At 67.4% G+C, this 23000-nt stretch carries 23 protein-coding genes; 2 read left to right on the top strand and 21 right to left on the bottom strand.

Annotation, left to right across the window (positions count from 1 at the left end):
* Positions 1–32: 32 nt before the first annotated feature.
* From fliS to ASF14_RS04530, 18 genes are all read right to left on the bottom strand, one after another.
* A complete protein-coding gene (fliS, locus tag ASF14_RS04615; protein ID WP_056432310.1) occupies positions 33–452 on the bottom strand; it encodes a flagellar export chaperone FliS in 420 nt (139 codons plus the stop codon).
* A gap of 1 nt (position 453) precedes the next feature.
* Positions 454–1932 carry a flagellar filament capping protein FliD gene (gene fliD / locus ASF14_RS04610; RefSeq protein ID WP_056432307.1) on the bottom strand — a complete coding sequence of 493 codons (1479 nt, stop codon included), beginning with the start codon at positions 1930–1932 and terminating at the stop codon, positions 454–456.
* A 91-nt stretch (positions 1933–2023) separates the two neighbouring features.
* Positions 2024–3151 (bottom strand): EscU/YscU/HrcU family type III secretion system export apparatus switch protein, encoded by a 1128-nt coding sequence (locus tag ASF14_RS04605; protein WP_056432304.1) that lies wholly within the window; start codon positions 3149–3151, stop codon positions 2024–2026.
* The gene (gene fliR, locus ASF14_RS04600; RefSeq protein WP_056432302.1) at positions 3151–3924 is read right to left on the bottom strand and encodes a flagellar biosynthetic protein FliR; all 774 of its coding nucleotides are present in this window, start codon (positions 3922–3924) and stop codon (positions 3151–3153) included. Before fliR ends, ASF14_RS04605 begins: the two co-directional genes overlap by 1 nt.
* Before the next feature lie 2 nt (positions 3925–3926).
* Complete coding sequence (gene fliQ, locus ASF14_RS04595; protein WP_042487406.1) at positions 3927–4196, bottom strand: flagellar biosynthesis protein FliQ; 270 nt, start codon at positions 4194–4196, stop codon at positions 3927–3929.
* Between the two features lie 257 nt (positions 4197–4453).
* Positions 4454–5347: a flagellar type III secretion system pore protein FliP gene (gene fliP, locus ASF14_RS04590; RefSeq protein ID WP_056432299.1), complete on the bottom strand. Its 894-nt coding sequence runs from the start codon at positions 5345–5347 to the stop codon at positions 4454–4456.
* Positions 5344–5700 carry a flagellar biosynthetic protein FliO gene (locus ASF14_RS04585; RefSeq protein ID WP_056432296.1) on the bottom strand — a complete coding sequence of 119 codons (357 nt, stop codon included), beginning with the start codon at positions 5698–5700 and terminating at the stop codon, positions 5344–5346. The genes fliP and ASF14_RS04585 overlap by 4 nt, the downstream gene beginning before the upstream one ends.
* Before the next feature lie 7 nt (positions 5701–5707).
* The gene (gene fliN / locus ASF14_RS04580) at positions 5708–5998 is read right to left on the bottom strand and encodes a flagellar motor switch protein FliN (RefSeq protein ID WP_042487397.1); all 291 of its coding nucleotides are present in this window, start codon (positions 5996–5998) and stop codon (positions 5708–5710) included.
* Positions 5995–6972 carry a flagellar motor switch protein FliM gene (locus ASF14_RS04575; RefSeq protein ID WP_056432294.1) on the bottom strand — a complete coding sequence of 326 codons (978 nt, stop codon included), beginning with the start codon at positions 6970–6972 and terminating at the stop codon, positions 5995–5997. Before ASF14_RS04575 ends, fliN begins: the two co-directional genes overlap by 4 nt.
* A gap of 3 nt (positions 6973–6975) precedes the next feature.
* Positions 6976–7680, bottom strand: a complete 705-nt coding sequence (locus ASF14_RS04570; RefSeq protein ID WP_056432291.1) for a flagellar basal body-associated FliL family protein — start codon at positions 7678–7680, stop codon at positions 6976–6978.
* Between the two features lie 10 nt (positions 7681–7690).
* A complete protein-coding gene (locus ASF14_RS04565; RefSeq protein WP_156361038.1) occupies positions 7691–9283 on the bottom strand; it encodes a flagellar hook-length control protein FliK in 1593 nt (530 codons plus the stop codon).
* Positions 9284–9293: 10 nt separating this feature from the next.
* Positions 9294–9731, bottom strand: a complete 438-nt coding sequence (locus tag ASF14_RS04560) for a hypothetical protein (RefSeq protein ID WP_236696926.1) — start codon at positions 9729–9731, stop codon at positions 9294–9296.
* 23 nt (positions 9732–9754) lie between these two features.
* The gene (locus ASF14_RS04555; protein WP_056432283.1) at positions 9755–11104 is read right to left on the bottom strand and encodes a FliI/YscN family ATPase; all 1350 of its coding nucleotides are present in this window, start codon (positions 11102–11104) and stop codon (positions 9755–9757) included.
* Positions 11098–11895 carry a FliH/SctL family protein gene (locus tag ASF14_RS04550; RefSeq protein WP_056432279.1) on the bottom strand — a complete coding sequence of 266 codons (798 nt, stop codon included), beginning with the start codon at positions 11893–11895 and terminating at the stop codon, positions 11098–11100. The genes ASF14_RS04555 and ASF14_RS04550 overlap by 7 nt, the downstream gene beginning before the upstream one ends.
* Entirely contained in the window at positions 11888–12901 is a 1014-nt protein-coding gene (gene fliG, locus ASF14_RS04545) for a flagellar motor switch protein FliG (RefSeq protein WP_056432276.1), read from the bottom strand. Before fliG ends, ASF14_RS04550 begins: the two co-directional genes overlap by 8 nt.
* On the bottom strand, positions 12901–14712 hold the full coding sequence (gene fliF, locus ASF14_RS04540; RefSeq protein WP_056432274.1) for a flagellar basal-body MS-ring/collar protein FliF: 1812 nt from the start codon (positions 14710–14712) through the stop codon (positions 12901–12903). Before fliF ends, fliG begins: the two co-directional genes overlap by 1 nt.
* 1 nt (position 14713) lies before the next feature.
* A complete protein-coding gene (gene fliE, locus ASF14_RS04535) occupies positions 14714–15088 on the bottom strand; it encodes a flagellar hook-basal body complex protein FliE (protein ID WP_056432271.1) in 375 nt (124 codons plus the stop codon).
* On the bottom strand, positions 15085–16368 hold the full coding sequence (locus tag ASF14_RS04530; RefSeq protein ID WP_056432268.1) for a sigma-54 interaction domain-containing protein: 1284 nt from the start codon (positions 16366–16368) through the stop codon (positions 15085–15087). Before ASF14_RS04530 ends, fliE begins: the two co-directional genes overlap by 4 nt.
* Before the next feature lie 286 nt (positions 16369–16654).
* Here ASF14_RS04530 and ASF14_RS04525 point away from each other — a divergent pair, with 286 nt between their 5' ends.
* Both ASF14_RS04525 and ASF14_RS04520 read left to right on the top strand, forming a co-directional pair.
* A complete protein-coding gene (locus ASF14_RS04525) occupies positions 16655–17581 on the top strand; it encodes a flagellin N-terminal helical domain-containing protein (RefSeq protein ID WP_056432265.1) in 927 nt (308 codons plus the stop codon).
* 213 nt (positions 17582–17794) lie between these two features.
* Positions 17795–18649 (top strand): flagellin N-terminal helical domain-containing protein, encoded by an 855-nt coding sequence (locus ASF14_RS04520; RefSeq protein ID WP_056432262.1) that lies wholly within the window; start codon positions 17795–17797, stop codon positions 18647–18649.
* Between the two features lie 134 nt (positions 18650–18783).
* Here the strand turns inward: ASF14_RS04520 and ASF14_RS04515 are convergent, their stop codons facing one another.
* The 3 genes from ASF14_RS04515 to flhA all read right to left on the bottom strand — a co-directional run bounded on the left by ASF14_RS04515 (position 18784) and on the right by flhA (position 22997).
* Entirely contained in the window at positions 18784–20010 is a 1227-nt protein-coding gene (locus tag ASF14_RS04515) for an ABC transporter permease (protein WP_056432259.1), read from the bottom strand.
* Positions 20011–20100: 90 nt separating this feature from the next.
* Positions 20101–20919, bottom strand: a complete 819-nt coding sequence (locus ASF14_RS04510; protein ID WP_056432257.1) for a sigma-70 family RNA polymerase sigma factor — start codon at positions 20917–20919, stop codon at positions 20101–20103.
* Positions 20916–22997: a flagellar biosynthesis protein FlhA gene (gene flhA, locus ASF14_RS04505; RefSeq protein ID WP_056432254.1), complete on the bottom strand. Its 2082-nt coding sequence runs from the start codon at positions 22995–22997 to the stop codon at positions 20916–20918. Before flhA ends, ASF14_RS04510 begins: the two co-directional genes overlap by 4 nt.
* Between the last annotated feature and the right edge of the window lie 3 nt (positions 22998–23000).

Raw genomic sequence — 23000 nt, 5'->3', positions numbered from 1 at the left:
CGCGAACGGAGGGCGGCGATTCGCGGCCCGATTCAATTACCCTTCTTCGGCGCGTTCATCTTGCGCACGGTTTCCCATGCCTCCGCGATATCGGCGATGCTGGCCGCGACGTTGCGGAAGATCTGCGCGTCCTGGCCCAGCGAGGCGTCGACGATCTGCTTGCGCGCGCCGCCATAGAGGCGGGCGAAGGTGATCGACATCTCGCCGCCATTCTCGAAATCCAGGCCAGCCTCCAGCGCGAACAGGATGGCGGTGGCGCGCGTCACCCGCTCGCTCTTGCGCGCGAGCTGGCCATGCTCGGTCGCCCAAGCGGCGGAACGGAGCGCGGAGATCAGTTCCTCGTAGAGCAGCTGCACCAGCGCAGGGCCGTCGGCCATGGCGGTGCGACCGACCACGTCGATCTGGCGATAGACGGCGGCAGGATCGGTCAGAAGGGCGGAGGCATAGGTCATATCAGTTGCTCTTCGTCCACATCTTGACCTGCTGATCCATGAGACCCTGTGCCGATTTATAGGCCGACACGCGGCTGTTCATCGCCGCGAAGCGCGCGGTCAGCGCGTCGCTGGCCCGTTCGCGATTGTCGGACAGGCGGCTCTGTTGATCCGCCAGGTCCTTCTGCGCCTGTGTCAGGTTGCTGTACGACGCGGTCAGGCCATAGACGCTGCTGGTCGCCGACAGCTGGATGCTGTTCATCCGCGCCGACAGGCCGATCAAATTGTCGCCGCTGGCCTGGAACATCTTCTCGACGGAACCGGGATAGGTCGACAGCGCCTTGGACAGCTGCGTCTGGTCGATGGTCAGCGTGCCGTCCTTCTCGGTCCTGACGCCCAGGTCGGCCAGCGTCTTGGGGCCGAGATCGACGTCGCTGCCGGGTACCAGCTTGGTGGTGGTCAGCGAGCGCATCGACTGGGCCAGCGAACGCGCGGCGGGATCGGCGCGCAGATCGCCCGTGATCGGGTCGATCGCCTTGTTCAAGGCGGTCATATTGTCGTTGAAGGTCGAGACGAAGTTGGACACGACGGTGCTGAGCGCCGCGCTGGGGCTGGAGCCGGTCAGCGTCAGCGGCTTGGTCGATACCGCGGACAGGGTCATGTTCACGCCGGGCACCAGGTCGTTGATGGTATTGCTGGCCCGCTCGACGGTGACGCCGTCCATCGTGATGCTGGCATTGGCGGCGGTCGACGATGTCGCGGTGCCGGTCGCGCCGTTGCCGACGTTCAGCCGGGCGAGCCCCGCCGTATCGCCTTCGGTCGCGGTGATGGTGAAGCTGTTGTCCTTGCCGCTGGTCCCGGTGAAGGACAGGAAGGCATTGCCGCTGGCATCGGTGACGACCGATGCGGTGATGCCGGTATTGGCGGCATTGATCTTGGCCGCCAGCAGGTCGGGCGTCGAGTCGTTGGCGCCGAACGACACCGACACGGCATCCTTCGATCCGACCTTGATCGACAGGCTGCCGGTGCCCAGCGAGGCCGTCTTGGAAAAGGACGCCTTGGTCGAGGAGACCTGCGCACTGGCCAGCGCATTGACGGTGATCGACTTGGACATGCCCGCCAGCTTGGCGCCCGCGGCCGTCGTCACGCTCATGGTCGACGGATCGGAGCTGGTCGCCTGAGTCGCCAGCGTTCCCCCGCTCGCCAGCGAGGCCAGCGCGGAGGCGAAATCGGTGATCGCGCTCTTGATCGACGACACACCCGAAATCTTTGCGGTCAGCGTGTCCGACTGCGCCTTGAGCGCCGCGGTCTTGGCGGCGAACTGCGCCTCGATCAGCGAGGGGACGACCGTCGACAGGTCAATGCCCGAACCCGCCTGCAACGAGTTGAACAGCTGCTGGGCGGCGGTCTTCGTCGCATTCTGCGCCGCATTGGTCGAGCTCGTCGAGCTGGAGGAGGTCGTCGTGGTATTGGACGATGTGCTCGAGGAAACGGTGGTCATCGACGATACTCCGGCGCGCGCTTGCCATGCTTAACGGCCGCCAGCCGCCGGGCTTTAGGGTGATGCGACGAATGACGGGGAGCGAGACGCCTCATGGCTGCTCGACGCCGTTCTCGTCGAAGCGGGCGCCCACCGGCACCTCGACCGGCGGCTGCGACGTACCGCCCGCCCCCGCATTGAGGCCGAAGACGAAGGCGAGCACGACGGCGATCGCCTGGTACAGGTCGGCGCGCACCTCCTGGCCCTCGCGGCTGGTGTAATAGACGGCGCGGGCGAGCTGCGGATATTCCAGCACCGGCGTATCCAGCTCGGCCGCCAGTTCGCGAATGGCCAGCGCGGTCGCGCCGCGTCCCTTGGCGACCACCACCGGAACCTCGTCCTGCCCCCGGTCGTAACGCAGGGCGACGGCGAAATGGGTCGGGTTGGTCAGGATGACATGCGCCTCCTGTACCGCCGCGCGCACCGCCCGGCGCGACATCTCGCGCTGCTTGCCACGGATATGCGCCTTGGCCTCCGGGTTGCCTTCGCTTTCCTTATGCTCGTCCTTGACCTCCTGCTTGGTCATCTTGAGCTTGGAGAAGAGCTGGATGATCTGGATCGGCACGTCGAACCCGGCGATCAGGATCAGGCCGAAGCCCATGACCAGCAGGATGGTGATGAAGGTGCCGCCCAGCGATCCGATCGCGCCGTTCAGGTCCGACTGCGCCAGCCCCAAGGTCGTGCGGGACGATTTCCACAGCATATAGGCGCCCAGCGCGCCGAGCAGCACGACCTTGAGCAGCGACTTGCCGAGTTCGATCCAGCCATGCGCGCCGAAGATGCGCTTCAGGCCCGAGGCGGGATTCAGCTTGGACGGCTTGGGCGCCATCGCCTTGGGATTGAACTGGAGCGAGCCGAGGCCCGCCTGCGACGCGATGGTCGCGACGATCGTGACCGCGAACAGTGAGGCGAGCGAGGGCCACAGCTTGCCCCCCGCCTCCAGCAAGGGGCGGAACGGCTCGAAATCCTCGACATCGGCATGGGTGAATTGAAAGCTCGTCGCCATCACCGCCTTGCACGCGCCCAGCAAGGTGGGGCCCGCGAACATCAGCCAGGCGATACCCGCCATCATCACCAGGGCCGCCGCCAGGTCGCGGCTGCGCAGGATCTGCCCGTCCTCGCGCGCTTTGTCGCGGCGCTTTTGGGTTGGGGCTTCTGTCTTTTCGCCGCCCTCCGACATCAGCCGATCACCAATGTCTCGGTGGCGGCCAGCGCCTCGCGGATGATGACGAGCATATAGTCGCCCATCGCCGGGAAGGCGACGGCGATGGTGATGACGCCGATGGTCAGCGCGGCGGGCATGCCCACCGAGAAGAGGTTGAGCGAGGGCGCGGCGCGGCTCATCATGCCCATGACGAGGTTCAGGCAGAGCAGCAGGAAACCGACCGGCAGCGCCAGCAGCAGCCCGGCCAGAAAGGCATAGCCGCCGAACAGCGCGATCGCCTTGAACTGCGCCGGGGCCATCCAGGCCTGTCCGGGTGGCATCGCCTCATAGCTTTTGACGATCGTCTCGACGAGGACGAGGTGGCCGTCGACCGACAGAAACAACAGCGTCAGCATGACGGTGAAGAACTGGCCCAGCGCCTGGCTCGACCGGCCGTTCAGCGGATCGACGGTCGTGGCGAAGTTGAGCCCCATCGACCCGCCGATCAGCTCGCTGGCGACCAGTGGGGCGGTAAAGGCGATCTGAAGGATCAGGCCCAGCGCCAGGCCGACGATCGCCTCGGCCGCGACCGACATGATGGTGGGGACCGAGAAGATGACGGGCGGCGGCACGACCGGATGGACCGAGTTCACCAGAAAGGCGATCGCACCGGCCAGGCTGACCCGCACGGGCAGGGGGATCGACACCGCGCCGAACACGGGCGCGGTGATGAAGGCGGACCCGATGCGGATCATCAGGAACAGGATCGCCCAAGCCTGCGGCTCGATCGAGAGGCCGAAGCCGAGCATGGTTACTTCACGAGATCGGGAATGCGCTCGAACATGCTGACCATGAAGTCGCTGAGCAATCCGACGATCAGGCTGCCGAAGATCAGGATCGAGACGGCGACGACGATCAGCTTGGGGACGAACGACAGGGTCTGTTCGTTGATCGAGGTCGCGGCCTGGATCATGCCGATCACCAGGCCCGAGACGAGCACGGGCACCAGGATCGGCGCGGCGGCGAGCGCCAGCACCCACATGCTCTGGTTGGCCAGCGTCAGGAAATATTGGGCGTCCATGATGCGGTCTTTGGTCCCGAATGGGGTGTTTTCCGTCGCCTTCGGCGTCGCTCAGGCTGATGCGAATTATCGGCGAAAATGGTTAACGAAGGCCTGTCGCTCGGCGTTGGAGCACAATCCATTCCTCCCCTGGAAGGGGAGGTGGGGCGCGTAGCGCGTCGGAGGGGTGTCCCCCTCTCGAGGGCACGACACCCCTCCGTCAGGCCTTCGGCCTGCCACCTCCCCTTCCAGGGGAGGAATGCGGGCCGCTCCATCCCCTACGTCGCGAAACTGTTCGCCAGGCTGCCCATGGTCAGCGCCCAGCCATCGACCAGCACGAAGAGCAGAAGCTTGAAGGGCAGGGATATGATCGACGGCGACAGCATCATCATGCCCAGTGCCATCAGCACGGTGGCGACGACCAGGTCGATGACGATGAAGGGCAGGAAGATCAGGAAGCCGATCTGGAACGCGGTCTTCAACTCCGACGTGACGAAGGCGGGCAGCAGCACGGCATAGGGAATGTCGTTGGGGCTGGCATAGGGGCCGGACTTCGCCATTTCGGCGAACATCGTCACGTCCTTCACCCGCGTCTGCTTGGCCATGAAGGCGTGGAGCGGCGCGCCGGCCGCCTTGATCATCTCGGTGCCGGGCAGGCGGCCCTGCGCATAGGGTTCGATCGCGTTGGTGTTCATCTGGCTGATCGTCGGGGCCATGATGAACAGCGACAGGAAGACCGACAGGCCGATCAGCACCTGGTTCGGCGGCGTCTGTTGCAGGCCCAGCGCCTGGCGCAGGATGGCGAGCACGATGACGATCCGGGTAAAGCTGGTCATCATCAGGATGATCCCCGGCAGGATCGTCAGCAGGCCCATGATGATCAGGACCTGGAGCGACAGGCTCAGCGAGCCCGAGCCGCCATTGGCGCCGCCGCCCAACTGGCCCAGCGCGCGGTCCACGGCATCGCCGACGCCCGGTGCGGGAGCCGCCGCCGGAGCCGCGGCAGGCGCGGCCTGGGCGAAGGCGGGCATCGCGATGACCAGCGCCAGCAGCAGGGCGAGCAGGATCCACAAGGGCTTCAGGCTGCGCTTCGGCATGTCACGGCCCAGGGCGGGGGCCTGCGCGCGGATCAGCGCGGGGCCGGTGCCCCGGCGAGTTACGGAAATGCTCATTGGTCGAACGTCTTGGGTGCGAAGCGCGAGACGAAATCGGGGCGGCGCGGAGTGGTCGGCGTCGGCGGCGCGGGGTTCGGCGCCGCAGGCGTGGTCCCATTGCCCTCGACCTTGTCGACCAGCTGGACGCCGCCGCGCCCGACCGAGACGAGCAGGTTGCGCCCCTCGAACTCGATGACCGCCAGGCGCAGGCCGGGCGAGATCATCATCGTCTCGCGGACATGGATCAGCCGCGTGGCGGGGCGACCCGGCATCCGGCTTTCCAGACGGCGCCAGAGATAGAGGCAACCGATCATCAGGCCGCAGATCAGCGGCAGCAGGATGACCAGCTTCAGGATATAGGACCAGAGCATCTTTGGATCAGCCGCGCTTGTCGGGGTTGACCAGCTCGGTCAGGCGCACGCCGAACCGGTCGCCGACCGTCACCACTTCGCCGCGCCCGATCAGCGTGCCGTTGACCAGCACGTCGAGCAGCTCGTTGGCCTGACGGTCCAGCTCGATCACGCTCGATTCGGACAGCGCCAGCAGCTCCCGCAGCGACAGCTGAGTCGAGCCGATCTCCACGGTCAGCTTGACGTCGACATCCTGAAGCAGCCGGAAATTGGCCGCGACCGACGTATCGACGGGGAAGCCCCCGGCCATATCGTTCATTCTTCGAATCCTTCGTGAGCGCGGGCCAGTCCTTCGATGGACCGGTTGAGCGAGGTAAGCTGGACGGCGGCGCGGCCATTCGCGGTGCCGACCGTGCCCATGCCGAGCAGGTCGCCGCCGACCATCACCGGCACTTCCGGGCCGAAACTGATCGGGATCACGTCGCCGATCTTCAGCTCCATCAGGCGGCTGAGCGACACGACGGGTTCGGCCAGGACCGAGCGGACCGGGAAGCGCACCGTCATCACCGCGCGGGTCAGGTCGCCGCGCCAGGTGGGATCGACCTCGGCCTGCTTGTCGACGACCTTGCCGGTCAAAGCGGAGCCGTGCGGCTTCAACGCGCTGACGGGGTAGAGGATGTCGATCATCGTCGGACGGCGGTTGCGGCCGTCGATGCCGAAGCGGGTGACGATCATCGCGTCGTCGCCCTCGATGCCCGACAGCATGGCGGGCGATGCTTCGGGGTGACCGGCGCGAAAGTCGATCCGGGCCAGCGATTCCCAGGCACCGCGAAGCGGCGCGGCCATCATGTCGCCGAGCTGGCTCACCATCGCCTCGGCGGCGGGCGAGAATTCGGGCGGCAGGACGTCGGGCACGGCCCCGGTGCCGCCGAACAGCAGGTCGATCATCGCCAGGCTGAATGCGCCGTCGATGACGATCAGCGCCTGGGCGTCGGAGGTGATGCCGCTGGGCGAGGTCATCGCCATGGGCAGCCATGCGCTCAGGCCGTCGCCACGCTCGGCCCGGTAATCGGCGAAGCGCTGGACGACCAGCGGCTCCGCCCAGCAGCGCAGTTCCTCACGCAGAAGGGATTCGAACAGCCCCCGCAGCGACCGCGCGAGACGCGCGGACAGATGCTGCATCGTATGCAGGTCGCCGAACGGATTGAGCTTGGTCGTGCCCAGCACGCCGTGATCGGCGGTCTGTTCACGACCGCGTTCGCGGCGTTCAACCTGAGGGGCGGCGTTAACCATGCCTCACTGAACAACAAAATTGGTAAAGTAGACGTTAGCGACGCCTCCGAATCCCTCCTTCTGCCGCAGAATCTCGTTGATCGAGTCGACCAGCTTGCGTTGCAGCTGGCGCTTGCCCTCGCTGGAAAACACCATTTCCTCATTGGCGTCGCCCAGGGTCATCAGGATGGCCGAACGGACCGCCAGGTCGTTGGTCTTCAGGTTGTTGATGACCGTGTCGTCATAGGGCGTCGAAATGGCCAGCCCCACCTGGATGATATGCACCGAGTCGCGCATGTTCGAGGTGAAGTCCTTGGGCAGCTCGTAATAGTTGGACGCATAGCGTTCGCCGCCATCGCCCACCGGGGTCGGCATCCCCTTGTTTTCATGGGCCTCGCCGCCGCCTTCGCCATGGCCGCCCTCGCCACCGCCTTCGCCGCCGCCATGACCGCCTTCGCCGCCCTCGCCGCCTTCACCCTCGGCCCCGGCGCGCTTCTGCTCGGACTTGGGCACCAGCTTGGGGCCGGGATGCTTGGCCTCGGCCTCGGCCTCGCCATGGTCTTCCTTGGCATGGCCGCCACCGCCGATCAGGCCGGAATTGGCGGCATACAGCCCGGCCCCCACGCCCCCGCCCAGCAGGACGAGCACGCCGACCACCATCACGATGATCTTGCCCAGCTTGCCCTTCTTCTTGGGCGCCTTTTCGTCGGTTTCCTTCGCGTCACTCATGGTTCAGTCCTCAGGCGATTCGGGTGGAGGCGGCGGCCGGGTCCCCGGCGTCGCTGGAAGCGGTGGTGCCCGCAAAGGCGGGGCGGGTCGGCATGACGGGATCGGGGCGACGCGGCGGCGCCTGTCGCTCGCCGCCCATTCCCGACTGGCCCAGATCGACCGCCGTCTGACCCAGGCGCATCCCCTTCTCCTCGGCGAGTCGCGCCAGTGTCGGCTGGGCGTCGGCGAGCAGGGACGCGGTCTGCGCCTGATCGGCGGTGAAGTGGATATGCGTCGCCCCGTCCTCATGGCGCAGGTTCACCGCGATGCCGCCCAGCGCGTCGGGCGACAGCTGGATTCGAGTATCGGCGGTGGCGGCGTCCTCGCGCATCCGGTCGATGCGGTCGATCATCCCCTGCGGCCAGTGATGCTGCGTCATGTCGAGCGGGGCCTGATCGGCCCCCGTCGTCGCGACGACCGGCGCGGCGGTCAGCGAATCGGCGCGGGTCAGCGTCGCGGGGTCGACCGACAGCGCGGCTTCGTCCTTGCGGCGATCGGCGCGCGGGTCGAAGCTCTGCTCGCCGCGCATCGCGGTCCCGAAAAGCTGGATGGCGGATGCGCTCTGGCCCGCCTGGATGATCGGGGCAGGGGCCTCGATCGGCAGGGGGGCGACCACCGGTGCGGACCCGTTCGTCACCGCAAAGCGGAGGGGCGTGTCCGGCCGGATGGGCATGGTGGATGCGCTGTCGGTAGCCGGGACCTCGATCGGAATCGCGGTCGGCAAGGCATCGGCGCGAATCGCCAGCGGGATGCCGGGCACGGCGGCACGGACGATCTGCTCGGTTATGGGCGCGGCGGCTTGCTGGGCTGGCGCGGTCTGGAGGACTGGCGCCGTGTCACGCGCGACCGTGGACGCGGACGCATTCGCCTGTGTCGCCACCGGGGCACTGGGCACCGCATCTCCAGGCATCACCGCGACGGACCTATCGAGGCGGGGCGTCGCCGGAATGGCCGAACCCGCCTTTGGCATCACCATCACAGGTGATGCAGACGATGGCGTCGTGGCCGGAACGGTCGGCGGAGTCACCGTCAGCGGCGTAGCGGTTCGGTCCGAGATCGGCAGCTCGGGCGCGCCGTCATCCGCAACGGGCGGCGTCATGGCGGGCGGTACGGGCATCGTGCCCCTGAGCGGATCGAAGCTGATCGGCGTGTCTGCCACCGCTGCGGTCGTCGGGGCGGGCCCGGCGTCCGGCAGGGTCGGCATGGCGGCCAGAAGCGTGTTGATCGGCGCGGGCGAAGCGCCCGATGCGGCGACCGGCGACGCGACGGGTTCGGGCGGGGCCAGCGCGACGGTCGGGATCGCGAACGGCATCACCGGCAAGGCGGCGGCGTCGCTCGGCACGTCCTTGCCGTCCTTTTCGGTCGCGTTGCCGTCCTTGGCCGTATCGCCTTCCGACTTGGGCGAGCCCTCGGCGCTGCCCGAACCCGCCGCATCGCCCATGCCGGGCATCAGCGCGAAGAGCATCGCGAAGGCGGACGCCATCGGATCGCCGGTAACACCCCCTGCTGCCGAGCGGGCGGACGCGGTGCCAGAGGGCGTGAGCGAGGAGATGGAGGACATCATGACAAGTCTGTCAGCAAGGATCGTGCCGATTGCGACGCGCGCCGCCGCTGGCGGGCATATCCTCCAGCGCGCGCATCTCGGCGCGGATCGCGGCCAGGCGCGCGCGGTCCATCAGCTTTTCGACGGCGGTCTGGTCGCGCTTGGCGGCCTTGGTCTGTTCGCCCGCCTGCGCGGCGCGGTGTTCGGCCACCTGGATGCGCGCCGTCGCGGCATCGGCCGATTCGAGCAGGCGGTTACGAAAATGCGCATTCGCCATCAGCGAGGCGGCGGACGCGGTCACTGCCGGGGTCGGCGTCACCGCATCGATCAGCTGGCCGATACGCTGCGACAGCTGATGCTCGGAGGCGACCCGCTCCTGCGCGCGCGCCTCATCGGCCATGGTCAGATTGAGTTGCAGCGTGCGGACCCGGTGAAGCCGGGCCAGCATCGTCTGTTGCCGGGATGCCATTCATGTCCCCCCTTAAATGCGGATCAGCCGAGCGGCTGGCCGAAAATGCCCACCAGTTCCTCGACCGCATGGTCGAGCGGCACGACCTCGTCGGCGTCCTGCCGGATATATTCCATCACCGCCGGGTGGCAGGCGATGGCGGCATCGATTGCCGGGTCCGCGCCCGCGCGGTACGCGCCCATCAGGACGAGATCGCGATTTTCCTCATAGGTCGCCAGATGACGGCGCAGCGTCCGCGCCGCCTGCGCATGCGGGCGGCCGACGATATCGGTCATCACGCGGCTGACCGAGGGGCCGATATCGATGGCGGGATAGACGCCGCGCTCGGCCAGATGGCGGTTGAGCACGATATGCCCGTCCAGGATCGACCGCGCCGAATCGACGACCGGATCGTTGCCGTCGTCGCCGTCCGCCAGCACGGTGTAGATGGCGGTGATCGAACCGGTCCCGTGCGCATCGGCACCCGCTCGCTCGATGAGGTTGGGCAGCATCGCGATGGCGGACGGCGGATAGCCACGGGCCGAGGCGGGTTCGCCCAGCGCCAGCCCGATCTCGCGCCCGGCGTGCGCCACACGGGTCAGCGAATCCATGATCAGCAGGACCTTCTTGCCCTCGGCACGGAACGCCTCAGCAATGGCGGTGGCGCGCAGGGCGCCCCGGATACGCAACACCGGCGAATGGTTGGCGGGCACCGCGACCACGACCGAGCGGGCGCGCGCCGCTCCTGCGACCTTGGTTTCCAGGAAGTCGGCGACTTCGCGGCTGCGCTCGCCGATCAGGCCGATGACGATGACGTCGGCGCGTGCCGCGCGCACCATCATGCCCAGCAGCACGGACTTGCCGACGCCCGATCCCGCCATGATGCCGACACGCTGGCCCTGACCGATGGTCAGCAGCCCGTTGATCGCGCGCACGCCCACGTCCATAGGCTCCAGCACGCGGCCCCGGTCGAGCGGCGACTGCATCTTGCCCGCCAGCGGCCAGTGGCTGGCACCGCGAATGGGACCCAGGCCGTCGATCGGCTTGCCCGACCCGTCGACCACGCGGCCCAGCATAGCGGCACCGACTTCCGCCTCGCCCGGAGGGCCGAGCGGGCGCACCGGGGCGCGCGGCAGCAGGGGGGCGGGGCCGCCCAGATTCATCATCAGCGTGCGGCCGTTGCGGAAACCGATCACCTCGGCCTCGACGCAGTGCCCGTCCTTCTCGCCGCCCCTTTCTCCAATAGCACAGACCGTGCCGACCGGCAGCGACAGCCCGACCGCTTCCATCAGCAGGCCGTCATAGGAGGCCAGCCGCCCCGCCACGACCGGGCGCGGTGCGAAGTCCGCCTGGGACAGCGTTTCCAGATAATCGGTCGTGAAACGGTTCAGCATTGGGGAACGGGCACCTTGTCGATCGCGGCGGCGAGCTGGTCGAGCCACAGCGAGGGGCCATCCTCGACAATGGTCGAGGCGCTTTCGAGAACGAAGCCGCCGCGCTCCACATTCGGATCGCCGACGGGGAACACGGTCTGCGGCAGACGCTCGGCCAGCAGCGCCACGTCATCGGGATGGACGCGCAGCATCGCGGCTTCCTTGGCATCGGACAGCATGTCCATCGCCGCCTCGATCCGGCCGGTCAGCCGGTCGGCATCGACGCCGATCTCACCGACCAGCTTGCCGACCAGCATCAGCACGGTCTGGCGCAGCTGTTCGGCCATGGCCTGGCGATCGATGCGCGCCGACAGCGCTTCGGCGATGGAAGCGACCATGTGGCCGTCGCGCGCCTCGGCCTCGGCCTGCGCCTGGAACTGACGCTGGGCGGCGGCCAGCCCCTCGGCATAACCCTCGGCATGACCCGATGCATGGGCGGCGGCGAGCGGATCGATCGTCGGTTCGGCGACATCCTCGCAGGCGGCAAAGGGGTCCCAGCCCTGGGTCGGATCGTGATCGCGGCTGGCGGGGTGGAAATGGCGCGGCTGGCCGGGCGCGACATTGTCGGCCGAGGTCGCGCCCAGGCCGCCGGTCGGTGCCTGCGGCCGGAACGAGATCGGGCCCGAGCCCAGATCGATGTTGACGCCCGGCATGCCCGAGGGCGCAAAGCCGCCGGGCGGTGCGAACGCCTGTTGCAGCGCGGCGGCCGCCGCATTTTGCCGCGCGGAGAAACCAGCGACGAAATCAGACATAATCGTCCTCGCCTCCGCCCATCATGATCGTGCCTTCCTTGGCGAGGTTGCGGGCGGTGGTGATCATCGACTTCTGCGCTTCGAGCACTTCGGACAGCTTCATCGGACCGCGCGATTCGATCTCGTCGCGGATACCGGCCGCCGCACGTGCCGACATGCAGCCCAGGAAACGTTCGCGCGCCGCCTCGTCCGCGCCCTTGAGCGCGCGGGTGAGGACTTCGCCATCGACGTTGCGGATGAGGGTGCCGAGATTCTTGTCGTCCATGTCGAGCAGGTTGTCGAAAATGAACAGCGCTTCCTCGATCTGCTTGGCGACGTCGCGGTCGATCTTGAACAGCTTGGGCATGACCCGCTGCTCGGTTGCCTTGCGCGCGCTCGACAGGATCTTGGCCGCTTCGCGCGATCCGCCCATGGCCAGGCCCTGTCCGCCGCTGCCGCCTTCGCTCCAGCGCTTGAGCACGCCGTTCAGCGTGTCGATTGCCTGCGGCGTCACCGGACCCAGCCGGGCGACACGGTGCAGGATGTCGGGCTGCATCACCTCGGGCAGCAGCTCCAGCACCTTGCCCGCCACGGCGGGGTCGCAATTGGCGATCAGGACCGCGCCGATCTGCGGATGTTCCTTCTCGACGATCTTGGCGATGTCGATCGGGTCGAGCCAGCCGAGCATCTCGATCTCGCACTGCGCCTCGGCGGGCACGATGCGCGACAGGACGCTGCTCGCGCGCTCGGGGCCGAGCGCGCGGTTCATCACATTCTCGACGATCGGCTTGGGCTGAAAGGCAATCGAGGCGCGGGCGCGGGCACAGCCGACAAAATCGTCGAGCACGAAGCCGACATCCTGCTCGCTGACATCGGCGATCGAATACATCGCCTTGCCCAGCTCGCGCACTTCATCGGGTTCCAGCTTCTGGAGGATGGCGGCGGCTTCTTCCTCGCCGACCAGCATCATCAGGACGGCGGCGCGCTCGACCCCCGAATAGACGCGCCCCTCTTCGACCGATGCCATTACTGCTGCGCCTCCGAACGGATCATGTCACGGACGGCGAGCGCGGCGCGCGCCGGATTGTCGCGGGTGAAGCCACGCACCTTGGTGATCCGCTCGTTGAAATTGTTGGTCTCTTCGATCTCGTCGAGCGTCACGGCAGGCGCCTGCTGGCCGATCATGCCCGCCATGGGCTGGCCGTCCGCGCCGACCCACATGGGCTGGCCATCGGCACCGATCCGCACGGGCTGGCCGTCGGGACCCATCACCGGCTGGCCATCGGCACCGAGCAGGACATTGCCCACGCCCGCGCCATCGGCCGCACCCATGGGCAGTGCCTTGGCGGCGTCGGCCGCGTCCTTCTTCTTCGATATGGCCTTCACCATCGGCCGCACGCCGAGCAGCAGGACCAGCAGTGCGATCACGAGCGCGGTCGCATTGCGGGCCACGATGGGCAGCCAGCTATTGTCGTACCAGGCGCGCTTGTCGTCGACATTGGCGTCGGCGAACTTGCGGCTGATCACCGTCACATTGTCGTTGCGCTGCTGGTCGAAGCCGACCGCCGACTTCACCAGGTCGGAAATCTGGTTGATCTCCATCTGGCTGCGCTTGCCGGTGGCGGGGTCGCGCAGCAGGACGGCAACGGTCAGCCGCTTGATCGAACCCGGCGCAGCGCGGGTCACAGACACTTCCTTGTTCAGGTCATAGGCACGCTGGAAGGCGTCCGACTGCTTTTCCGGGTTCACGCCCGGGCCACCGGCGACCGGCTTGCCATCGGCGGGCGGGTTGCCGCTCGCGCCGTTCGCGGGCTGCGGCTGTTGCAGCGTGCTGGCGGGCGGCGGCGTGTTGGACAGCGCGCCGGGAATGCCGCCGGGGGTGGTCGGATCCTTCTGATTGCCGGTCCAGTTGCCGGTTTCGGCACGCAGCGCGCCGTCCTTGTCATAGCGTTCGCGGGTCGCGCTGGTCTCGTCCAGATTGACCTCGGTCTGCACCTCGGCGGTGAAGTTGCCCGCACCGACCAGCGGGGTCAGCAGCTGGATCAGCTGGGTGCGGTACTTTTCCTCCAGGCGGCGCTGGAAATCGATGCGGCGATCGTCGCCGGTCGCGCCGTCCGCGCCCTTCTTGGACAGAAGGCCACCCATCTGGTCGACCACGGTCACGTCCTCGGGCTTCATGCCCGGCACCGACGAGGCGACGAGATTGACGATCGACTGGACCTGCGATTCCGACAGCGAGCGTCCGGCATTGAGCTTGAGCACCACCGAGGCCGACGGCGAGGACTTGTCGCGGATGAAGGGCGAGGCATCGGGCGTGGCGAGGTGCACGCGCGCCTCGGCCACCGCATCGATCTCCTCGATCGACCGCGCCAACTCGCTCTCGCGCGCCTGGCGAAGGCGTTCGCCCTCGACCGCGCGGCTGACGCCCATCGGCAACTGGTCGAGGATCGCATAGCCGCCGGGCGCCTGCTTGGGCAGACCCTGGCCCGCCAGCAGCATCCGTGCCTTGGAGTAATCCTCCTCGTTCACGGTCAGCGCGCCGGTGCCGTCGTTGATCTTGCTCTTGATGTTCGCGGCCGACAGCGCGGTCGTGACCGCCTGCTTGTCCGCGTCCGACAGATTGTCGAACAGCGTCTTCTGCGGCGCGCTGGACAGCGCCATCCAGGCGAGCGCGGCGGCGGCGATCAGTCCGATCAGCATCGCCATCGGCGCGGAACGGCGCACGGCGGGCTGCGCCATCACCGACTTGATCTGGCGAAGCGGGTTGGCGAACTTTTCCGGCAAGGGCGGCAGGGCCGGTGCGGGATTGGCGGATGCGGGGGTGAGGGCAGTGCTCATCTTACACCGGCATGCTCATGATGTCCTTATAGGCGGACAGGAGTTTGTTGCGGACTTGCAGGGTCGCCTCGAACCCGACCGACGCCTGCTGGCGGGCCATCATCACCTTGGCGATGTCGACCGTTTCGCCGCGTTCGTAGGATTCGGACAGGCGGGCGGCCTGCTGCTGGCCTTCGTTCACGCCCTTCAGCGCGGACTCGAGCGTATCGGCAAAGCTGGTCGGGGAAGCGACCGGCTGAGTCTGGGCGGCCTGTGCCGCCTGGTTGGCACCGGCCTGGCTTGCCGCCTTGAGTGCCTGATTGCGTTCCAGGATCTGCGCACGAAGCGCCATCACCCGGTCGACGCTCATCGCACCGCCGACACCACCGACGCTCATGCCATCACGGCCCGGCTAGAGGGTCGGATGATCTCCTCGCCCTGTTCGCGTGCCTTGGCGAGACGGTAGCGCAGGGTGCGCTCCGAAATGCCCAGGCGCTTGGCGGTCTCGACCCGGTTGCCGCCGCATGCGGCCAGCATTTCGCGGATCGCGGCGAACTCGCTCATCTGTACGACCTTGCCGAGCGTCGCTTCCGCGGTCGTCACGGTCAGCGGCTCGTCGTCCAGGTCGTTGGCGACCATCGGACGGTCGAACACGATATGCTCGGGCTCGATCGTCGCGCCGCCGGCAAACAGCAGCGCGCGCTGGATGACGTTTTCCAGCTCGCGGACATTGCCGGGCCAGTTGTGCATGGCCAGCTTGTCGATCGCCGCCGCGCTCGGCCACGGAATGGCGGTGCGGCCCGCAGCGTGACGCAGGATCATCGTCGCGGCAAGCGCGGGGATGTCCATACGACGCTCGGCCAGCGCCTTGGTGGTCAGCGGGAAGACCGACAGGCGGTAGTACAAGTCGGCGCGGAACCGGCCGGCGGCCACTTCGGCCTGCAGGTCGCGGTTGGCGCAGGCGATGACGCGGACGTCGACCGACTGCGGCATCGACGCGCCGAGCGGGATCACCTCGCGCTCCTGCAACACGCGGAGCAGCTTGGCCTGGAGCTGGAGCGGCATCTCGGCAATCTCGTCGAGCAGCAGCGTGCCGCCGTCCGCCGCGCGGAAGAAACCTTCGCCCGCCTGCGCCGCGCCGGTGAACGCGCCCTTCTGGTGGCCGAAGAGCAGCGCCTCGAGCATCGACTCAGGCAGCGCGGCGCAGTTGATCGCGACGAAGGGCTTGTTGGCGCGGGCCGACTGAGCATGGATGGCGCGGGCCACGACTTCCTTGCCGGTGCCGGTCGGGCCGTTGATCAGGACGGTGATGTCCGCCTGCGCGACCCGCTCGGCCAAGGTGAACAGTGCCAGGCTCTCCGGATCGGCGGCGGTCGGCATGGCCGAGCCCGCCAGCAGCGCGCGGACGAAGCTGTTGCCGACGCCCGACTCGGCGGCGGAATAGGTCACGCTGGCCGGTTGGCCGCCCATTGCCGGGATGATGGCGGGGACCGGACCGTCGGACACGACGATGGTGCGCGCCGGATGCTCGACCACGTCGCCGTCGGTGACGAGGAACAGGTCCCCGGCCTGGGCGGCCGCGCCCTGCTCGGCAATGGCCATGCCCTGGGCCCGCAGCCCGGAAATCAGGGCGTATTTCTGCTTAACGAGCGCAGCGGAGGGGTGAATCGACGACATCTGGCGTGGAGTCCTTTCGTGACTCCGCAATGGCCCCTGTTTGGTAAAACCGTGGTTAATTCGGCAACGCGAACGGCAAGTTTTTTCCGGGCGCGACGCGCGCCCGTACGTGTGCGGGCGACGCCCGGCCGCGCGCGCGACCGTTCCGGCAAAACCGGCAAGCCCACCGGCAAAAATTTGCATGGAACCGGCTAAAGCCTGCCGGAAAGCGGCCGTTACTCCACTCGGCGGCTCGGTGGTCCAGAGGGGACACAGACGGATCGCCGGGCAGATTTGGAGACATCACATGACCGTTATTGCCAGCAATATCAGTGCTATGCGGGCAACCGCTGCTTCGACCTCGGCCTCGCTCGCGCTGAGCACCTCGATGGAGCGCCTCTCGACCGGCCAGCGCATCAACTCGGCAAAGGACGACGCCGCCGGTCTGGCGATTTCGGCGTCGATGACCTCGCAGATCAAGGGCATGGCGCAGGGCATTCGCAACGCGAATGACGGCATCTCGCTGGCGCAGACGGCGGAAGGCGCGCTGAACGAAGTCGGTAACATGCTCCAGCGTATGCGCGAACTGAAGGTTCAGTCGTCGAACAGTACTTATTCGACCGCCGACAAGGCGAACATCGTCAACGAACAGGCGACGTTGGCGTCGCAAATCGCGTCTGTGGTCAACAACACCAAGTTCAACAACAAGGCGCTGTTCACGAAGCCTGCGGCTACCAACGGCAATGACGTAACCATTCAGACTGGCGCGACCACGTCCGACACCGTCACGATCAAGATGACCGACATGACGGCGACTTTCACCGCTGGCGATTCGACTGCTAGTCCTCCAACGCAGGACAATGGCTCGGCATTGGCGAACATCGTAGATTTCGCCAATGCGAGTGATACGACGAAGAGCGCTCTGAAGGGGCAGAACCCGGCATCTGGTGGGACGGCTACTGACCCTGGCCTCGTCGATTATGATAAGGCGATCGCCCAAGTCTCGCAGGTTCGCGCAGGTCTGGGCGCCACGCAGAATCGGCTCCAGTCGGCGGTCAACAGCGCGACTTCGAACATGACCAATCTGTCCGAAGCGCGCAGCCGCATCCAGGACACGGACTTCTCGGAAGAAACCACCGCGCTCGCCAAGGCGCAGATCCTGAGCCAGGCGTCGACCGCGATGCTGAGCCAGGCCAACCAGTCGCAGCAGGGCGTGCTGAAGCTCCTCGGCTAATCGCCCTGGGCGAATGCCGACCGCGGTTATCCCCTCGGTCGCGGAAGGTGGACCCCCCGGTACCTTATAATAGGGTGCCGGGGGGCTCCGCCCGAAAAAACGCGCCCAAACGACTCTTTTCTCTAAAGTCTGGTCCCAGGCGGTCGTTACCCGTCTTGGCAGCTCGACCTTCGCCTTGGGGGCGGCGGAGAGCTCCGGCTTTGGAGAACGACCATGACGGTTATCGCCAGTAATATTTCGGCGTTACGCGCGTCGAGCGCCAACGGCGCCGCATCGGAAGCGCTGAACGTATCAATGGAACGCCTGTCGACCGGCAAGCGTATCAATTCCGCGAAGGACGACGCCGCCGGCCTCGCCATCGCCGCGTCGATGACCGCGCAGGTGCGCGGCATGAACCAAGCCATCCGCAATTCCAACGACGGCATCTCGATGGCGCAGACCGCCGAAGGTGCGCTCCAGGAAGTGAGCAACATGCTCCAGCGGATGCGCGAACTGGCGGTGCAGAAGGCCAACGGCATCTATTCGACCAACGACAAGGCGAACATCACCTCGGAACAGAACGCCCTGGCGGCACAGGTTTCGACGATCCTTCGCAACACCCAGTTCAACGGGCAGAAGCTGCTGAACGGCCAGGCTGGCAATTCGGGCGCGGTCCAGATTCAGGCGGGTGCGAACACCAGCGATGCCATCACCATGAATTTCAGCGACCTGACGGCGGCGACCGAAATGACCAACGTCATGGTCCTGGGCGACCCGAATGTCAGCCCGCCGACGAGCAGCTCGGTCAAGGATACGGCGACGCTCGAGAATTTCGACTCGGCCATCGGCAAGGTCGCCAATATCCGCGCAGGCCTGGGTGCCACGCAGAACCGGCTCCAGTCGGCGGTCAACAACCTGACCTCGAACGTCACCAACCTGACGGACGCGCGCAGCCGCATCGAGGACACCGATTTCTCGGCCGAAACCACTGCGCTCGCCAAGGCTCAGATTCTGAGCCAGGCCTCGACCGCGATGCTGAGCCAGGCCAACCAGTCGCAGCAGGGCGTGCTCAAGCTGCTCGGACAGTAATTCCCGAATCCTGAGCGCCCCGGCACCGCGCCCCCACTCGGGTGACGGGGCCGACCGGCCGAGAGATCCTCACGGACCGGTTTGCAGGACAAACCCCGGCGGCAGCGATGCCGCCGGGGTTTACTCGTATCGACTCAATCCGCGCGCAGCACCAGGGCAGGCGAGGTCCGCCCCGCGCGCCAGGCGGGATAGAGGCTGGCCAGCACCGCACCCGCCAGCACGCTCGACGCGATCACCGCCAGCTCGCGCGCCGAAATCCCGATCGGCAGCGACAGGAACACGTCCCATTCGGCCTGCCGCGCAGGTGACAGATGGCGGACGGCCGCGACGATCGCAGCCCGCTGGGTCAACAGGGCGGCGGCCAGCGACAGGCCGATGCCCGCCCCGATCAATGCGATGATGCTGCCCACGGTGGCGAAGATCCGCATGATGCTGCGCGCCGTCACGCCCATGGTGCGCAGGATCGCGATCTCGCGCCGCTTGGCCCGTGCGAGCAGGGTCATCGACGACAGGATGTTGAACAGCGCGACCAGGGTGACCAGCCCGACCGCGATCGTCATGCCGATCTTTTCGGTGACGAGGGCGGCAAGCAGCGCGCGATTTGCCTGTTGCCAGCTGATGATCGGATAGGCCGGACCCAGCCGCCGTCGAATCGCCGCCGTCACGGCCGCTTCTTGCGCGGCGTCGGCCAACACCACCGCGACGCGGCGGGTGACGGCCGAGTCGTCCTGAAGGAGGGGCAGCGAATCGAGCGGGGCATAGACCGTCACCCGATCGCCGCCCTTGTCGTCGTCGGGATAAAAGGCCGCGACCCGCGCCGGGGTCAGGTCGAGCGACAGGGTGCGGTCGGGGCCGAGCAGGACCCGGCCGATCGCGATCCGGTCGCCGGGGAACAGGCCCAGTTGCAGCGCGGCAGTCTGACCGATCGCCACCGCATTTGCGGGATCGGGACTATGCGCCAGCGCCGAGCGCATCGTCGGCACAAGTCTATAGAGTGTGCGTGGATCGCGGCCCTGCAATGTGATGGGCGTGATCCGGCCGTCGATCGACAGACCGGCGGTGATCTCGCGGATCGGCTCGGTGCGGATGACGCCCGGGATGCGGGCGATCATAGCGGCGACCTGCGCCTCGGTCGGTCGGGCGTCGGCGGGCAGGGTGACGCTGAGATGCCCGTCGACCGGCGCGACGCTGTCGGCCAGCCTGGTCTGCGCGCCGTTCATCACCGCGATGACCAGCACCAGCGCGGCGACCCCGATCATGACGCCGGTGCAGCCGATCGCCGCCACCAGAAGGACCAGCCGCCCACCCGCACCCGGCCACAGATAGCGGGCGATCAGATGGCGTTCATGGCGTGCGAGCATCGGCGTCCCCGGTCATCGGGGACGCGCTTAGTATATGTGGAGTCTGTCGGGAATGGGCGCCCATTCCTCCCCTTGCAGGGGAGGAATGATTTACCGCTGGCTGGCGAGGGCCTTTTTCAGGCGGGCATGCGCCGCGCTCTTGATCTGGCAGACGCGTGCGGCGCCGACGCCCAGCACCTGGCCGATTTCCTCCAGGTTGAGTTCCTCGACATAATAAAGCTGGATCACCATCGCCTCGCGCTCGGGGAGCGCGGAGATGGCGGCGATCAGCGCGTCGCGCAGGTCGCTTTCGGCCAGCTGCTCGAAGGCGTCGGGCGTGTCGTCGGCGAACCAGGGCAGGTCGTCCGCATAGACATCGTCGATCGCTTCCATGCGAACGGCCTCGGCGGTCTTATAGTCGGCGCGCAGCCGTTCGACCGTGATGCCCAGCTTTTCGGCGACCGCCTCGTCGGCCGGGGCCTGGCCCTCGGTCTGCGACAGCGTGTTGACCGCCTCGTGATACTGGCGGCGGCGACGCATCGCGCCGCGCGTCGTCGTCGCCTGACGCCGAAGCTCGTCGATCATCGCGCCGCGCAGCCGCGACTTCAGATAATGGCCGAACTCGACGCCGCGCTCCTCGAACGAGGCGGCGGCCTCGACCAGCGCGACCAGGCCGACCTGCACCAGATCCTCGACCTCGATCATGCTCGACATGGACCCATGCACATGCCACGCGATGCGCCGGACCAGCGGCAGATGCTGGCGGATGACCGCATTCGCATCGCCGCCGGGCATCCCGGCGCGACGCGGCGCGGGACGATAGGTCAGCGGCTGGTCGGCGACCGTGGGATTGGCCAGCGCGGGATCGAAATTCGCCGGGTTGAAGGTCTGCGCGTCCATGAACGCGCCGCTCAGGGGATGTGCGCTCATGCGGCCAACGCCTGTTGCTGGTGATGATGGGGAGAGCCGATGACGGCGACGACTTCGACCGCCTTGTCCTCGGGCACTTCGAAGAAGGAGAGGACGGGCGTGTCGGGCAGGCAGGTGCGGACCAGCTTGCGCATCGCGATGCGCACGCCCGGCTGCACGACCAGCGCAAAGGGCTTGGCCTCGGCGATCAGCGGCTGGGCGGCCTGGGTCAGCGCCTCGGTGATGCGGCGGCCCAGATCGGGTTCGATCACATGGCGGCGCCCGGTATCGGCGCGCATGGCCTGGCCCAGCAGCCCTTCGAGCTGGCCGTCCAGCGTCATGACGCGCAGCGGCTCACGCATCCCGCACAGCTTCTGGATGATGAGCGCGCCCAGCTGCGGCCGGATCAGCTCGACGATCTCTTCGGCGTCGAGCGTCTTCTGGGCCGCCACGGCGATCGCGCTGGCGATGCGGCGGAACTCCTTCAAGGTGATGTTCTCCGAAAGAAGGCCCTTGAGAACCTGGGTCAGGGTGGTGAGCGGCAGCGGGTTCGGGCTGAGCGAGGCGGCGAGTTGCGCGGCGCGCTCCTTCAGGCCGTCGAGCAGCGACTGGACCTCGTCGGGGCCGAGCAGCTCGGCGGCGTTCGAGGACAGGATGTGGTTCAGGTGCGTCGCCATGACGGTGCCCGGATCGACCACCAGGTAGCCCATGCCGGTGGCGGCATCGGCGTCGCCCTTCAGGATCCAGGTGGCGGGCAGGCCGAAGGTCGGGTCCTTGACCGGCTTGCCGCTCAGTTCGCCAAAGGCCTGGCCGGTGTCGAGCGCCAGCATCTCGTCGGGCGAGACCTGATCCTCGGCGGCGACGACGCCGTTGATGATGATGCGATAGCTATAGGGCGCCAGGTTGATGTCGTCGCGCACGCGCGCCTGCGGCACGACGAAGCCCAGGTCCTTGGACAACTGGCGACGGACGCCGGTGATGCGGGCCATCAACGGCGCACCGCGACGCTCGTCGACCAGCGGCACCAGGCCGTAACCGATGTCGATATGCACCTGCATGCCGTCGATCACTTCGTCCCAGCCGATGCGCGAGGGGTCGACCGGCTCGGGCGCGGGGGCGGCGGGGGCGATGACCGGGCGCTTCTCGATCTGGCGCAGTTTCCAGGCGGTGAACCCGGCGATCCCGGCGGCGGGCAGCAGCACCAGATGCGGCATGCCCGGCAGGACGCCCAGCAGACCCAGGATCGCGGCGACCGGGATCCAGGTCTTGGACGCGCCGAACTGCGACCCGATCTGGCCCGCCAGATCCCTGTCCGACGACACGCGCGTCACGATGGCGGCGGCGGCGATCGACAGCATCAGCGAGGGGAGCTGCGCGACCAGCGCGTCGCCGATGGCGAGCAGGATATAGGTCTTGGCCGCGTCGGCGATGCCCATGCCATGGCTGACCGGACCCAGGATCAGGCCGCCGATGACGTTGGCCGCCAGGATCAGCATGGCGGCGACCGCGTCGCCCTTCACGAACTTGGACGAACCGTCCATCGAGCCGTAGAAATCGGCCTCGGTCGACACCTCGACGCGGCGCGCCTTGGCCTGGTCCGGCGTGATGAGACCGGCGTTCAGGTCGGCGTCGATCGCCATCTGCTTGCCGGGCAGGGCGTCCAGGGTGAAACGCGCGGACACTTCCGACACGCGGCCCGCGCCCTTGGTCACGACGATCAGGTTGATGATCATCAGGATCGCGAAGACGAAGAGACCGACGACATAGTCGCCGCCGATCAGGAAGGTGCCGAACGCCTCGATGACGTGACCCGCCGCGCTCTCGCCCTCATGGCCATGGACCAGCACGATGCGGGTCGAGGCGACGTTGAGGCCCAGGCGGAACAGGGTGGCGAACAGGAGGACGGTCGGGAAGGCCGAGAAGTCGAGCGGCTTTTCGGCGTTCAGCGCGACCATCAGCACGGCCAGGCTGATCGCGATGTTGGCGACGAAGAAGATGTCGAGCAGCGCCGGGGGGATCGGCACGACCATGACCAGCACCAGCAGCAGGATCGCGGCGGGCAGGGCCATGGTGCGGCCGCTAGAGAAGAGCTTGCCCATCGC

This window comes from Sphingomonas sp. Leaf257, assembly GCF_001422185.1.
Taxonomy (GTDB): Bacteria; Pseudomonadota; Alphaproteobacteria; order Sphingomonadales; family Sphingomonadaceae; genus Sphingomonas; species Sphingomonas yabuuchiae.
Note: the sequence above shows the minus strand (reverse complement) of the source record. Positions and strands in the feature narration are given on the sequence as shown.

Coding starts and splice junctions, on each gene's coding strand:
- ASF14_RS04560 (WP_236696926.1), bottom strand. CDS start 9,731: ATGGCATCCCGGCAACAGACGATGCTGGCCCGGCTTCACCGGGTCCGC.
- fliQ (WP_042487406.1), bottom strand. CDS start 4,196: ATGGACGCCCAATATTTCCTGACGCTGGCCAACCAGAGCATGTGGGTG.
- ASF14_RS04605 (WP_056432304.1), bottom strand. CDS start 3,151: ATGTCGGAGGGCGGCGAAAAGACAGAAGCCCCAACCCAAAAGCGCCGC.
- ASF14_RS04575 (WP_056432294.1), bottom strand. CDS start 6,972: ATGGTTAACGCCGCCCCTCAGGTTGAACGCCGCGAACGCGGTCGTGAA.
- fliE (WP_056432271.1), bottom strand. CDS start 15,088: ATGAGCGTCGGTGGTGTCGGCGGTGCGATGAGCGTCGACCGGGTGATG.
- fliF (WP_056432274.1), bottom strand. CDS start 14,712: ATGAGCACTGCCCTCACCCCCGCATCCGCCAATCCCGCACCGGCCCTG.
- ASF14_RS04565 (WP_156361038.1), bottom strand. CDS start 9,283: ATGATGTCCTCCATCTCCTCGCTCACGCCCTCTGGCACCGCGTCCGCC.
- fliS (WP_056432310.1), bottom strand. CDS start 452: ATGACCTATGCCTCCGCCCTTCTGACCGATCCTGCCGCCGTCTATCGC.
- fliR (WP_056432302.1), bottom strand. CDS start 3,924: ATGCTCGGCTTCGGCCTCTCGATCGAGCCGCAGGCTTGGGCGATCCTG.
- ASF14_RS04510 (WP_056432257.1), bottom strand. CDS start 20,919: ATGAGCGCACATCCCCTGAGCGGCGCGTTCATGGACGCGCAGACCTTC.
- fliG (WP_056432276.1), bottom strand. CDS start 12,901: ATGGCATCGGTCGAAGAGGGGCGCGTCTATTCGGGGGTCGAGCGCGCC.
- flhA (WP_056432254.1), bottom strand. CDS start 22,997: ATGGGCAAGCTCTTCTCTAGCGGCCGCACCATGGCCCTGCCCGCCGCG.
- ASF14_RS04585 (WP_056432296.1), bottom strand. CDS start 5,700: ATGCTCTGGTCCTATATCCTGAAGCTGGTCATCCTGCTGCCGCTGATC.
- ASF14_RS04520 (WP_056432262.1), top strand. CDS start 17,795: ATGACGGTTATCGCCAGTAATATTTCGGCGTTACGCGCGTCGAGCGCC.
- fliD (WP_056432307.1), bottom strand. CDS start 1,932: ATGACCACCGTTTCCTCGAGCACATCGTCCAATACCACGACGACCTCC.
- ASF14_RS04550 (WP_056432279.1), bottom strand. CDS start 11,895: ATGTCTGATTTCGTCGCTGGTTTCTCCGCGCGGCAAAATGCGGCGGCC.
- ASF14_RS04515 (WP_056432259.1), bottom strand. CDS start 20,010: ATGCTCGCACGCCATGAACGCCATCTGATCGCCCGCTATCTGTGGCCG.
- fliN (WP_042487397.1), bottom strand. CDS start 5,998: ATGAACGATATGGCCGGGGGCTTCCCCGTCGATACGTCGGTCGCGGCC.
- ASF14_RS04525 (WP_056432265.1), top strand. CDS start 16,655: ATGACCGTTATTGCCAGCAATATCAGTGCTATGCGGGCAACCGCTGCT.
- ASF14_RS04530 (WP_056432268.1), bottom strand. CDS start 16,368: ATGTCGTCGATTCACCCCTCCGCTGCGCTCGTTAAGCAGAAATACGCC.
- ASF14_RS04570 (WP_056432291.1), bottom strand. CDS start 7,680: ATGAGTGACGCGAAGGAAACCGACGAAAAGGCGCCCAAGAAGAAGGGC.
- fliP (WP_056432299.1), bottom strand. CDS start 5,347: ATGAGCATTTCCGTAACTCGCCGGGGCACCGGCCCCGCGCTGATCCGC.
- ASF14_RS04555 (WP_056432283.1), bottom strand. CDS start 11,104: ATGCTGAACCGTTTCACGACCGATTATCTGGAAACGCTGTCCCAGGCG.